At 38.8% G+C, this 13731-nt stretch carries 12 protein-coding genes and 1 pseudogene; 5 read left to right on the top strand and 8 right to left on the bottom strand.

The annotated features are described in order from the left end of the window. Positions 1-60 precede the first annotated feature (60 nt). The 6 genes from HOY33_RS17630 to HOY33_RS17605 are packed head-to-tail and all read right to left on the bottom strand — an operon-like array spanning position 61 to position 3968. Positions 61-396 carry a 4a-hydroxytetrahydrobiopterin dehydratase gene (locus tag HOY33_RS17630; protein ID WP_172291447.1) on the bottom strand — a complete coding sequence of 112 codons (336 nt, stop codon included), beginning with the start codon at positions 394-396 and terminating at the stop codon, positions 61-63. Beyond that, positions 396-914: an adenine phosphoribosyltransferase gene (locus tag HOY33_RS17625; RefSeq protein WP_172291446.1), complete on the bottom strand. Its 519-nt coding sequence runs from the start codon at positions 912-914 to the stop codon at positions 396-398. The genes HOY33_RS17630 and HOY33_RS17625 overlap by 1 nt, the downstream gene beginning before the upstream one ends. Continuing rightward, on the bottom strand, positions 911-2134 hold the full coding sequence (locus tag HOY33_RS17620; RefSeq protein WP_172291445.1) for a hypothetical protein: 1224 nt from the start codon (positions 2132-2134) through the stop codon (positions 911-913). Before HOY33_RS17620 ends, HOY33_RS17625 begins: the two co-directional genes overlap by 4 nt. Beyond that, positions 2112-2756 carry an HAD family hydrolase gene (locus tag HOY33_RS17615; protein WP_172291444.1) on the bottom strand — a complete coding sequence of 215 codons (645 nt, stop codon included), beginning with the start codon at positions 2754-2756 and terminating at the stop codon, positions 2112-2114. Before HOY33_RS17615 ends, HOY33_RS17620 begins: the two co-directional genes overlap by 23 nt. Then, the gene (locus tag HOY33_RS17610; RefSeq protein WP_172291443.1) at positions 2746-3513 is read right to left on the bottom strand and encodes an HAD hydrolase family protein; all 768 of its coding nucleotides are present in this window, start codon (positions 3511-3513) and stop codon (positions 2746-2748) included. The genes HOY33_RS17615 and HOY33_RS17610 overlap by 11 nt, the downstream gene beginning before the upstream one ends. Positions 3514-3518: 5 nt before the next feature. Continuing rightward, on the bottom strand, positions 3519-3968 hold the full coding sequence (locus tag HOY33_RS17605; RefSeq protein ID WP_172291442.1) for an ankyrin repeat domain-containing protein: 450 nt from the start codon (positions 3966-3968) through the stop codon (positions 3519-3521). 912 nt (positions 3969-4880) lie between these two features. On the opposite strand from HOY33_RS17605, the gene HOY33_RS17600 reads away from it, so the two are divergent. Beyond that, a complete protein-coding gene (locus HOY33_RS17600; protein WP_172291441.1) occupies positions 4881-5909 on the top strand; it encodes an LLM class flavin-dependent oxidoreductase in 1029 nt (342 codons plus the stop codon). 75 nt (positions 5910-5984) lie between these two features. On the opposite strand, the gene HOY33_RS17595 is transcribed toward HOY33_RS17600, so the two are convergent. Then, positions 5985-6320 carry a gamma-glutamylcyclotransferase family protein gene (locus tag HOY33_RS17595; protein WP_172291440.1) on the bottom strand — a complete coding sequence of 112 codons (336 nt, stop codon included), beginning with the start codon at positions 6318-6320 and terminating at the stop codon, positions 5985-5987. Positions 6321-6738: 418 nt separating this feature from the next. On the opposite strand from HOY33_RS17595, the gene HOY33_RS17590 reads away from it, so the two are divergent. From HOY33_RS17590 to HOY33_RS17575, 4 genes and pseudogenes are all read left to right on the top strand, one after another. Then, positions 6739-6924 carry a hypothetical protein gene (locus tag HOY33_RS17590; RefSeq protein WP_172291439.1) on the top strand — a complete coding sequence of 62 codons (186 nt, stop codon included), beginning with the start codon at positions 6739-6741 and terminating at the stop codon, positions 6922-6924. Between the two features lie 384 nt (positions 6925-7308). Next, the gene (locus tag HOY33_RS17585) at positions 7309-11145 is read left to right on the top strand and encodes a non-ribosomal peptide synthetase (RefSeq protein ID WP_172291438.1); all 3837 of its coding nucleotides are present in this window, start codon (positions 7309-7311) and stop codon (positions 11143-11145) included. A gap of 525 nt (positions 11146-11670) precedes the next feature. Next, positions 11671-12078 (top strand): annotated as a pseudogene (locus tag HOY33_RS17580) (ketopantoate reductase C-terminal domain-containing protein); the annotation flags it as partial. A gap of 278 nt (positions 12079-12356) precedes the next feature. Next, positions 12357-12896, top strand: coding sequence for a DUF2058 domain-containing protein (locus tag HOY33_RS17575; RefSeq protein ID WP_172291437.1), 540 nt, complete (start codon positions 12357-12359; stop codon positions 12894-12896). 164 nt (positions 12897-13060) lie between these two features. On the opposite strand, the gene HOY33_RS20845 is transcribed toward HOY33_RS17575, so the two are convergent. Further along, entirely contained in the window at positions 13061-13396 is a 336-nt protein-coding gene (locus tag HOY33_RS20845) for an HAD family hydrolase (RefSeq protein ID WP_371734393.1), read from the bottom strand. Between the last annotated feature and the right edge of the window lie 335 nt (positions 13397-13731).

The raw sequence follows: 13731 nt of genomic DNA, 5'->3' as shown, positions 1-13731 counted from the left end.
ATAATATCATCTCATGCGTTACGCAAGAGTTAGTAGAACACGTAATCTCCGATATCTTATTTATTCGCTTTGATTATGCCTGAACGAATGAAAGAGCGCCTGTACTTCTTTAATCATTCGGCTATCAGCAGTAGTTAATCCTTTATGAGAGTGAGTCCACCATTCTAACGTTACATGATTCCATTCACAGATAATTTTAGGGTGATGCTGCATTGATTCTGCTTTATATCCAACTTTTAATAGGAAGTTAATACTATCAAGATAGCAACTGAACTTGAGTACCTGAATAATTTTATTTATACGATCAGAACTGACCAATCTACAATCCGGACATTCATTCAGTAAGATGTGAATATCATTTTCGGTGAGTGGATATATTGGTTTATGCTCTACCATTATACCTCTCCGTCAATATAACCACATGATTTAACGAGATATCCATCTAGTTTTCCCCTGCCATTCAGCGCGGTTAATTCTAATAAAAATCCTGCGCCAACAACGGTTGCACCTAATTTTTCGCAAAGCTTTATTGCACCCAAACAGGTTCCTCCGCTACCTAAAACGTCATCGATCAAAAGGACACGATTTCTGCTGGATAAAGCATCAGAATGAATATGTAATTCATTTGAAGCGTATTCACTGCTATATGATGTTGAAATCGTTGCACGCGGCAGTTTATTTGGTTTGCGTATTGGGACAAAAGATACCCCGAGCCTATCTGCAACCATCGCCCCTATAATGAATCCTAAGGCATCAATAGCGACAACGGTATCTACCTTATTTTTAAATTCATTTGCTAAAAATGAAATTGCTTTATGTCGCAATTCACTGTTAGCGAGTACTGGGGTAATATCGTGGAATTTTATTCCTTTCTTGGGATGATCCCAAATAATTTTTATTTCATGTGAAATCATAATAATACTTCCTCGTCTTGTGCGGCTTTTTTCAGGATAGAGATTCCTAATCTTAACTGGTTCATATTAAAATCTAATATTCCATTTATTATCTTATATAAATAAGAATCAATTTTTTGTTCGGCTGCAAGCATTGATAAAGTTCGTCGATATGATTCACAATGTCCTCTGTGTCTAAGTGTATTACGTGCTTCTGCATACAACCACTGTGAGTTTTGGCTTAGCTGAAGAAGTCTTTCCACTGCTGTAGTATCAGATAAGTCTAGAGAATTATCATTTCTGATAATTACAAACCGCTCAACTTCAGATGCGGAAGATTCATATAATTTATTTATGGCTAATATGATTAACTCGTATGGTTTTATTGCCATATTCCTCCTGTAGATTCTTTCTCCAATTTTTATAGCATCGTACCCCATAAGATAATTAGCTATTCTTTCGCCGATAACATCAGCTATCTTTTGATAATCATTGGTTCTTTTAATATTATCATAAAGTTTTCGTGTTATCTTGGAGTATAAAAATCCATCCGAGATCGGAGAGTTATCCTCATTATGAGGTATTGAAATTAATCTTCTAAAAACATCATTTGTGATCTTCTCTGGAAGATCGTGATAATAGCACCCATATAAAGACGGTTTACATAATGTACTGACAACATGTGCGAAATCATGTAAATCATAAACAGGGATATCACCAAGCGAAGCCACCAAATTATGATTTATATAGAACCCATCATCACGATAGTATAATTTTTGGTTTTTGCTCATTTGAAATTGATAAGGGGCTATCATTTGTCCTTTAGACTCTGCCTCTCCCCAATTAAACACAAAATAGTTTATACACAAATTGAATGTTATGTTTAAAAGTTTTTTCTCAGAAAACCAATTATATACTTCGTTAATTTCTTCGCTATATTTTATTATCTGCGATCTATAAGTTTCCAGTTCATGTCTGGATAAAAAATAGACCCCCCCATACTCATATGATGATAATGCAAGCCTGAATATGATTTTATCATTCTGCCAGTGTTTCTTTATTTTTTCATTAAAAAAACAGGAAATATATTTTTCTATGACCCGAATGGCGCCATCCCAGAATATATTTTTAATAATGATGTTTTTTTCTTTTACTAACTTTATATCTGATATATATGGATTTTTGCAAAGACTTTTATAAATTGAGCCTTCTTTGAAGTCATATGATTTTAAGTATGTCATTGAATCTCTCAAATATATAATCTGGTTTTAATGTTAATTCGGACACCGGCTTACCAAAACCGTATGTCATATAAGCGCATGGAATTTTTAAATTCTTAGCATATTCAATATCTGGCTCAGTATCTCCAACATGAAGAACGTTAGATAATGATAGTGAAGTAAATTTTTTTGCTATAACATTATTCCACGGTTCAACGCTTGGTTTAGGTTTAACATTCTCTCTTGAGCCAACAACTAACGATATAAAACGGGATAAATCATATTTATCTAAAAACTCATATATGGATTGTTCTCCTTTATTGCTAACAATAATAACCAGAACGTTTTTATCGTACAGATGCTTAATGGTTTCTTTTACATGAGGATATAGAGTTTGATGAATAAAAAACTCACTATTATATTTTTTTCTATATCGAGAAGTTAACGTTGAAATTTCACTCTCACTGATGCTATCACCAAGAAGCTCAGCAAAAGTATCAGTCAATGACAGTCCCATAGCAATGCAATTATCTATTTCTTCGCCCGTTTTTACTGGGAATAGTTCATAAAGAGTATACTTTATTGCATTCCTTGTATCACATATCGTTCCATCAAAATCAAAAGATATACAATTAAATTTCATATAGTTCTGCCTGAATAAAACTAACGATGTCTCTTTCGGTATCAAAAGAGTCAATAACGTAATCACAAACATCTTTAAGTTTTATATTGTCGCCAATACATACGCTTAAATCTGCTGCTTTCAGTATTTTAAAATCATTGGTGTCATTGCCGAAAGCGATGACTTTATAGTTTCTTAAGTTATATTTTAATATTAAATCCGCTTTGTCTACTCGTTTTGATGAAAGATCGAAGAAATCCACATCACGATAGTTATGAATTATGGTTTCTTCTAGGTTAACAAAATTGTGAATATGATTTTTACCAAAAATTTGGATCTTGCAAATTCCTTTTTTTAACATGTGTTCAATATCTGAAACAGGCTTTATTCCACATGATTTAGTATATTTAAAAAAATCCAAATCATGATTTGTTAGATAAAAACATTCATCATTATCTGCCACAAATGGAATGTTGCTCGATAATAAAAAATAGATGATATCTTTAGTTATATTATGATCTATATACTTTACATCTTCAGTAGACTGATTTTTATAATAAACAGAACCGTTCATGCAAACAATGTGTGAGGACCATAATGTACTTGGTAAAACTTGCTTTACATCACGAAAAGGTCTTGCTGTGGCAAATATAACCATCCCATATTCTGACAGTTTTATTATTTCATTTTCTAATGATTCTGATAATGTTTTATTATTAAATATAATAGTACCATCAAGATCAAAAACAAAACATTTTGGCTTTATGATGCAATTCATGAATTTTATTTCATTTTAAAAAGAGGGAATATATTATTATGATTGTACTTTTTTGCCAGGTCAAAAGGGGTTTCACCATCTTCTGTAAGCGCTGTGATATTTGCTCCAATGGAGATAAGATATTCAACACATTTATATTTTCCCTCAACGGCAGCTTCATGTAAAGGCGTTCTATTACTGAAAGATAATACCTCACTATTTGATGTCATTGCTTCTATATTTGCCCCCATTTCAGCCAATAACTTGGCGGTGTGTACATTCCCAAAAGTACAGGCCTTATGAAGAGGAGTGCTGCCATGTGATGTCGGTGCATTAATATCGGCTCCTGATTCTATAAGCTGTTTAACCATTTCATCATTAGCTTCCATCGCGGCCAGATGTAATGTCGTGTAACCCTTTTCATCCGCTTTATTAATACCATAAATTGAATAGTATTCTGATGCTTTGTGTCTCATTAAAATAATCCGCGTGTAAGTTTACATATCCATAGTGATAAAGAGTCATGGAATGAAAAATAATTAATGTAGTGTGATAAGAAACATAGCATCAATAAAAATCATGTTCAAGTTATTATTGATATATGTCAAATTTTTTTGATTAACGCGTTAATAATTAAAATTGAAATAAATTCATTGGATATAAGTTAACGTCTAACATCATTGATAAAGGCAGCGGTTCGATACTGGAGCATATCTTTGTCAGATGATTTTTTAAACAAACACTCTCCATAAGTTCTCCTGATTTTTATTGCCTCAACGAATGTTCAATTTTTAAAGAGGAAAAATAGAAAATATAAGCCATCTCTACTTAGCTGTTTCAGCTATTCCAGATCCCATGCCTTCAGAGAACGGTAGTGCTGAACATGTTTACTATGCGGTCAGTCAATTCATCCTAGTCTGATTTGGTCATTGTGAATTCATCCGTGAGATACATGATTACGTAATGGTTGATTGTAATGCCATAGGGTAATAAAAAGAGTGCTATTTATTTTTATGCATCAATTGCTCATTGTAAATCAGCGTCTAAATATATTTTCCTAAATGTTTATTACCGATTTTATCTGTAAAATATAAAACCAACTGAAAAGGAAATTTATATGGCTAATTTTGCATACAAGACTATCGAAGGCAAATCACAAGGGTTGATTTCTGAGGATGCTTCACATTGTAGTCCATCTGTAGTCCCTCCGGTTGGAATGAGGTTATATACTCAGTCAATTTATTTGATGTATTATGTTAAACAAACGATATTTATTCTCATCGGGTAATGCGTAAAGTAGGGATAATCCAAGGCAAGAACAGGCTTGCTTCATCGTGAACGATGCCCCACCTGCTGATAATTTCCCTGAAAACCAGGATAAACACGTAATGAAAAAGATCGGATTTTTGTCATTTGGTCACTGGACGCCGTCGCCGCAGTCCGGAACCCGTTCGGCCGCCGACGCGCTGCTGCAATCCATCGATCTGGCTGTTGCCGCCGAAGAACTGGGTGCGGACGGAGCCTATTTCAGGGTGCATCACTTTGCCCGCCAGCTCAGCTCGCCGTTTCCCCTGCTGGCAGCGATAGGAGCGAAAACCCGGAGCATTGAAATCGGCACGGGTGTTATCGACATGCGCTATGAAAACCCGTTGTATATGGCGGAGGATGCGGGTGCGGCGGATTTGATCTCCGGCGGGCGTTTACAGCTTGGTATCAGCCGTGGCTCCCCGGAACAGGTGATTGATGGATGGCGCTATTTTGGTTACGTCCCCAACGAAGGGGAAAACGAGTCTGATATGGCGCGCCGTCACACCGAATCGCTGTTGGACGTGTTACGTGGAGAAGGTTTTGCGAAACCCAATCCACAGCCGATGTTCCCGAATCCGCCGGGTCTATTACGCCCTGAACCTCATTCCGAAGGTTTGCGCGACCGTATCTGGTGGGGCGCGGGTTCGAATGCGACAGCGGTGTGGGCCGCGAAACTGGGGATGAACCTGCAAAGTTCCACGCTGAAAGACGATGAAACAGGCGAACCTTTCCACATTCAGCAGGCAAAACAGATCCGTGCGTACCGCGAGGCTTGGGCGGAAGCAGGCCATACACGTACGCCACGTGTCTCGGTCAGCCGCAGCATTTTTGCCCTAATGACTGATCGCGACCGGATGTATTTCGGCTCCAGCCGTGACGACAGCGATAAAGTTGGTTTCCTTGATGAGAAAACCCGTGCGATTTTCGGGCGCAGCTATGCCGCAGAACCGGACAAGCTGATCGAACAGCTGAAACAGGATGAAGCGATTGCCGAAGCGGATACTTTATTGCTGACCGTGCCGAATCAACTGGGCGTGGATTACAACGTTCATGTTATCGAGTCCATTCTGCAACATGTTGCTCCGGCAATGGGCTGGCGCGACGAATAAGTCTGAAATGAAAAACGCCTCGCATGTTTTACGACATGCGAGGCGTTAAATCTGGATTCTCTGAGCAAGATTATCTTACGGGGTAGTCTGCGGCTGTAACTGATAGATCCATGCAGTAACGTGCTGACCATCAGCCGTGGTCACTTCAACTTCAACGCGATCATAGCCATCTTCAAATTCATCCAAAATTGGCCAGAGCGCCCCAAGTTTATCGGATAAAAACACGTAACCGTGGACGAGTGCTCCATCCTTATCCAGGACGATCCCCGGAAAATCCGCAGCGGTTCCCCAGCCACGCTCATAAAACGTGCCAGTCACATAACCCGGCAGCCATTCTCCACCGATATTTTCCAGAATATGGGCATTAGAGTGGCCCGGACGTAGCGTACCATAGACAAACAAGCGTTCCATTAATCCCTCGTTAGCCAAAGCAATGAATATCCCAATGGGCGGATAAAAATGTTCAAAATACGGAGTAATGATGAGGTTCGCAAGGCGTTGAAAGCGCTAATAAATTGGTATACAGCCGGTACCTACCCTTATGCTAAAAATTTTTTAGGGGGTTGTTTTGCTGCCTACCCATTTTTATGCTTAGGTATATTGAGAAAAATGTGTAAGCAATTTATTCCTGAAAATAAATCAAAGGAAGATAATGACGAGGTTTTAAACTACAATAATGTTCTGATTAAAAAATAGTGTTTTTTATTAATAAGTTATGATTATTCAGGTAATGCTGGTGTGGCTTGTTTGAAATATAGTTAGGCAATATATAGTGCTGCTTAAATAAAAATTAAATATCAATGGTTGGGGTAATTAATATGAAAAAATAATGGAAGTTAAAAATATCCCTGCTGTTATATGGGGAGATATGTCAGAAAGAGTAGTTATAGCAATTCATGGTAATATGTCAAATAAAATGGATGTACCAATCGAGATATTAGCTCAAAATTTTGTTAAAGGTGGTTATCAAGTATTGAGTTGTCGTATTCCGTCGTGGCACAGTGTCGTACGGTAAGCGCCGTCGGCTGAAGTTACTCTGATTTTCCGGTAGGTCTGGCGGATAAGAGCTCCGGGAATGCCTACGCATTGCTGACATTGTCCAGACAGACCTGCATAGAATAACCTGATGGGTACTTGCGTCCACAGTCAAGTACAATCTTAACGTTATTATTCAATGAACCAACTAAAAAATCAGGCTGTAAATAATTTGAATCCTATTATAATTATGCGTGATTATATAACAGAAAAAATATTATTAATTACGTTACTCAGACAGATCTTCTGTTACCTAAAATAATGACATGTTGTGCAGTCAATATTATTACAATAAAAAAACACACTTTCCCTTAATAAAAAACGGATCTATCCTAGTTCATCTGCAACTAAAAATGGTGATTTTATGTACTCTGGGAATATCTATCCGGTTAGCCGCTCACAGGAGGAAGTTTATCTGGCATTAGCTAAGATACCTCATTCATCTTTCTATAATTTAGCCAACAAGATTGAAATACATGGAAATCTAAACCCAACACGATTAGAAAATTCCATTCGAGCTCTTTTTCACGAGATTGACTCTTTACGCGCTCGTTTTTTTATGTCCAATGAAGTGGTTAAGCAAAGAATAGTCCCCTCGCGTTATTATGATAACTGGTCTTTACCTATACATTATTGTGATTCAAAAAAAAACTATGAAATGGAAATCGACAAATGCATCAATGAAAGAATAAATTATGACGCTGATATCTCACAAGATGAACTATTGCATTATGAACTATTCAAGATTACTGATAATCACTGGTATTTACTAGAAATGTGTAATCATTTAGTGCTAGACGGTTGGGCACATTCATTAATATATGGATATTTAGTTTCTTATTATAACAATAGCAATACTCCTCCCCTTGGAGACGTGCAGGATTTAATTAATTGTGAAATAAATTATTTAACAGGTGATGAAAGACTGCGAGATAGAGAATATTGGCATAAGTACTGTATTGATTTACCTAATCCCGTACGTTTATCACCAGAAGATCGCCCACTAACCAACTTGCTACGTTATCGAAAGACTCTTTCAGGTCCACTCAACCAACAATTACGCAATACAGCAGTACAACTTGGATTAAGGCTATCATCCCTGTTACTTACATTATTTAGCGCTTATCTAGCTCGGATGTCGGGAAAAAATGATTTTGTGGTAGGATTACCCGTTGCCTCTCGTCAGGATAAAAAAATACGTAATATTCCTGGTATGACGGCGAATGCACTTCCACTAATAATACACCTATCGGAACAGACGACATTATCGGATCTAGCGAAAAGTATTAACAGGCAATTGCGTAAGCACCTTATTCATCAGCGCTATCGTTATGAAGATCTGGCAAGGGAATTAAACCTTGGTTCTAAATCACAACCATTATTTTATACTACAATTAATATCGTATCCTACGACCAGAATGAAATTTTTGAAGGGTGTCAAGTATTCCATAAAAATATAGCTAATGGTCCAGCTATTAATTTCGGAGTAGATGTTTTTGACAGAAATATTGATGGCCGCTTAGAAATTGGTTTTAACGCAAACGGCAGTGTTTATCAAGAAGATGATCTTGAACTGCATTATAATAGATTCCTCTTATTACTTAGTCGTATTATTGATACCCCTGAAAAACCATTGTTAGATCTGGATCTGCTTACTAAGATTGAACGCTCTCGTTATACTTATCTCCCGCAACACATGCATCATAATGGTGTAACCTTCAATAGCGCACTTAATCGCCAAATTTGTGCAACCCCCACAGCTATTGCTATTGAATGTCCAGCCATGGTACTGAGTTACAACATTCTGGATAACATGGTAAATAATCTGTCAAATCAGCTTATTAATCAGGGTGTAACTAAGGGGGATATTGTCGCTGTTTTGATGCCACGCAATGCTGATCTGGTTATCACATTTATCGCTTTATTAAGAATTGGTGCTGTATATCTACCTATTAATAATGATCTCCCAATGACACGAATCCAATATATATTAGGAGACGCGGCACCACGAATTCTATTATATCATCCGGAAATGGCACAGATAGCCGCACCGTTTGTCAGTAACATTCAAAGTATTGTCTATTGTCGGCCATCAGCCGATAATAGCTCACCGTTCCCTATTCAAACGAACATCAATGATAATGCGTATATTATTTATACCTCCGGTTCAACCGGCCTTCCTAAAGGAGTGATGGTTTCTCATCGAGGTCTTGCCAACATGGGAATATCTCTAGGTAAAAAATATGGTGTATTCCCTGGAGACCGTATCCTACAATTTAGTTCTTTAAGCTTTGATGCATCGATATCCGAATTTTGCATCGCAATATTAAATGGCGCAACACTCGTCATGGAAGAAAAAGGTTTACTTCTTCCTGGTGAAACACTAGCTTCGACTCTTGTTAAACGTAATATCAGTCATCTTACCATCACACCAAGTCTGTTAGCGTACCATCGTAGTGAAGATATCCCCTCAAATATCACATTAATCTTCGCTGGTGAGTCTGCAACCAAAAAACATCTAATTAAATTTTCACATTGTAAAAAAATTTATAATGGTTATGGCCCAACTGAAGCGACCATTTGCGCTACAGTCAATACACAATTCAGCCAAAATAATATGTCTCTTGGTGAGGCTATTGATAATGTCCGAATCTATGTTCTGGATGCGAGGCACAACCCTGTACCATCAGGAGCATTTGGTGAGCTATATATTGCCGGTTGTGGTGTAGCAAAAGGCTATATAAATCAAAAGAAAATGACAGATGAACGTTTTCTTCCTGACATTATAAATCCACAAGAGCGCATGTACGCCAGTGGTGATTGGGTCTATATAGATGCAAATGGACGTATATTTTATCAAGGGAGGAAAGATGGACAGATCAAGTTACATGGACTACGTATTGAAACTGGAGAAATAAAAAACACGCTTGTAGAAATAGAAGGAGTAAACGATGCTGCAGTATTACTGCGTCCTAATGCAAAAGGCGATAGTGTACTAACAGCCTATGTATCCGCTGATGATACATTATCACCACAATGGCTCAAAAAAGAACTCCGCCATCGATTACCTGACTACATGGTACCTACTTGTATCCAAGTAGTCCCAACTTTACCAATAACATTAAATGGCAAGCTAGACACTGCACATTTACCGAAAATAAATCAGAGCACTCCTGATCAACAAAAACATCAGCAAGTAAATGCTATGCTGGAGATAGTCTGCAGTATATTTTCGAAAGTGCTAAGTAGTTCCACGATCACGGCTGATAGTGACTTCTTTGAACAAGGAGGACACTCATTATTAGCTTTTCGCGCACTACGGAAAATTAAAGATACATTTGGCACTGAAATAAGTATCGCAGATTTTTTTTCATCACCAACACCCAACCAATTACTGGATATCATTCACCAATGTCCCGATAACAGTTCGTTTGATCACATACTGAGCTTACGGCCCGATGGAGATCTCCCACCATTATTCTGTATTCACCCGGCAGGTGGTATAGGATGGCCCTATGCTGCTTTACTAAAATATTTACCCGAAAACCAACCACTATATGCCATACAATCACCAGTATTACAACAGCCTGATTATAAGCCTCAATCTATTGATGTAATTGCAGAAAAATATATTAGAAGCATTCGAAGTATACAGCCACATGGCGCCTACTTCTTACTAGGATGGTCATTTGGCGGTCATATAGCGCATAAGATTGCCACTCAGATGCAGCGAATGGGAGAAAAAGTTAATTTTCTGGCAATGCTGGATAATTACCCTAGCCCTTCAAGCAAATTTACTCCCGATGATAAGTTAATCATAAGTAGGCTAACCCGAGCAGTTTTGGGAAAGAATATTGCACAAGTTTCAAATTTAAATGGTGAGTTAAGTAAAAACTTTGGCCTCTCACAGAGTGATGATATGTTGCTATCTATGATTATCAATGATTTCAAGAATACTTATTCTTTAATGAAAGCAAGCAACTTCGACCATTATGATGGTGATTTACTATTTATTCGGGCAAGTGAAGACAATCTCAGAGACAGCGACCAAGTGCCCGACAACTGGCGCCCCTATGTCACTCGCAAAATTACTGTGCATGAGGTCACAGCGACACATGAGGAAATTATGAGGCCTGATACATTAAAAACCTATGCACCATTTTTAGTAGAGGTCTTACGATTAAGCCACCAGCAGCAATGATTCAGGCAAAAAGTAAGAAATGAAACTTCTCTGTTCTAACTATACCCTTCATACTTCAAGATGTGTCGAAGCGGCAAGTCAGTAAGCTCCCGGGAACATAGATAACTCGGTGACTGGCACGCGCTGACGCCGCCAATAAAGAGGCCGCTTGAAGGATGAAGGTATATGCTTGCCGTTTTCCTGCTCAACACGGTGAACGGCAGCCGAACCAATAACAAAGCGGCTGCACAGCATGCCGCACGCAACATCAGTAAACAACCGGATCTGTGCCGGTGGTCTGGCGGCGACTTACAGGGAACCATACTTACTGGTAATGGAACACGGCTTACAACCGACGTTCGATGGCAGAAACGGCGATGTGTCGTGTAAAGCAACTATTTCTGGTTGCTTTACTTATCTCTCTGTCGCCGTATCTTCTGCAGAGGATCCGGCATATCGTGTTATGAGTATTAGCTCATTAACAGGAACAGAATGATTCGTGATCTTCCCCCTACAGCCACGCTGCGCGCATTTGAAGTCGCCGCCCGCTGCGCGGTTGAGCTGCCAACCGATTTTATCTCCATCGCCTGGCGCAAACTGCTGCAAAATGCGGTCGCTGGTCTGATGGTACTTGCGAATCGCCGTGCCGGGATATTTTCACGCGGGGATATAACTGAACTGGCACTGGCTTATCTGCATGAGTGTCTGACGGTAGCGCGTGCGGAAGGGGCAGTACTGAACGATAACGTTCCGCAGGAGATCGTTAACGGTTTTCATCATGCCCCTGCGGATCTAGACACCTCCATTCTCGCCGACCGCCAGGCCAACCGCCCACTGGAATAGGATATCCGCAACGGCGTGGTACAGCGTTATGGGCGCTTACAGGGTATTTCTACGCCTATCAGCGACGTGCTGATACCGCTGCTGGCGGCAGGGAGTGAGGGGCCGGGTTGAAGTCGTTAACTACTGGAGTGTTTGTAAGACAACGACACCCTGAATCACCATAGGTTTGATCGATATATCCAGACTATGTAAGATGACTAAAATAGTGTCCGTATGCAAGATACGACGGCATGCCCGCCCGCTTCACGCTCATGAGAGACAACCCTAATCAAACCTCTGATAGACCCCTCCAAACTCAAACCACACAGTGATCAGGTCCTGTAACCTGGTACAGCCTCAAAAATTACAGGTATAATCCCACAAATTATTCAACTGGTTTAGAAACGAAGATGACAAAACTCACCTTACAAGAGCAGATGCTAAAAGCTGGATTAGTGACCAGCAAAAAAATGGCCAAAGTTCAAAGAACGGCTAAAAAATCACGAGTTCAGGCTCGTGAGGCAAGAGCGGCTGTGGAAGAAAATAAAAAAGCACAACTTGAGCGTGATAAACAGCTAAGCGAACAACAAAAACAAGCGGCTTTATCTAAAGAGTATAAAGCTCAGGTGAAGCAGCTTATTGAAATGAACAGAATCTATATTTCAAAAGGGGATATAGGTTTTAACTTCACAGATAATAATTTAATTAAAAAAGTAGTTGTGGATAAGCTTACTCAGGCTCAGCTGATTAGTGGGCGTCTCGCCATTGCTCGTTTGGTTGTTGATAACAGTGGCGAGAGTGAATACGCTATTATCCCTGCGAGCGTAGCCGATAAAATTGCGCAGCGAGATGCGGACAGTATTGTATTAAATAGTGCGCTTAGTCAGGAAGAGCAAGATGAAGAAGATCCGTATGCCGATTTTAAAGTGCCCGATGATTTGATGTGGTAATTAACGTTTTGCAGATACTTATGTATGAAAAGTCCCTTAGGGCTTTTCATTAAGATTTTATATTCAACCAATTCATGCAAAAACGTAGTGTTATTCTGGATAGTTGCTAACACCTTTACGTCCAGCCCGACTGGATGACGTCTGTTAGCTTCCCCTCTTTAAAATTATATAATTTTAAGTATGTCATTGAATTTCTCGAATATATAATCTGGTTTTAATGTTAATTCGGACGCTGGCTTGCCAAATCCATATGTCATATAAGCACAGGGTATTTTTAAATTCTTAGTATATTCAATATCTGGCTCAGTATCTCCAACATGAAGCACGTTAGATAACCATAGTGAAGTAAAGTGCTTTGCGATAAGATTATTCCACGGTTCAATGCTTGGTTTAGGTTTGATATTTTCTTTTGAGCCGAAAACTAACGATATAAAACGGGATAAATCATATTTATCTAAGAACTCATATATGGATTTTCCTCCTTTATTGCTAACGACAATAATTAGAATTTTTTATTGTACAAGTACTCAATAGTTTCTTTTACATAAGGATCTAAAGTCTGATGGATAAAAAATTTACTGTTATGTTTTTCCCGATACCGGGAAGTTAACATAGAGATTTCACAATCGCTGATGCTGTCATCAAGAAGTTCAGCAAAAGCACCAGTCAATGACAGCCCTTTAGCAATACAATCATCTATTGTGAGTTTGACGGGCTTTGACCTCCTCCCATATCCTGACCCAGGATCAATTAGAGGATCTGTCTTTTTTGGTGACTTCGGATAAATTCTGCCGGAGTCAGATCATTTAATGAAGAATGTGTCCTGTCATGGTTA

The sequence above is a fragment of the Brenneria sp. hezel4-2-4 genome, assembly GCF_013155275.1.
Classification (GTDB): domain Bacteria; phylum Pseudomonadota; class Gammaproteobacteria; order Enterobacterales; family Enterobacteriaceae; genus Brenneria.
Note: the sequence above shows the minus strand (reverse complement) of the source record. Positions and strands in the feature narration are given on the sequence as shown.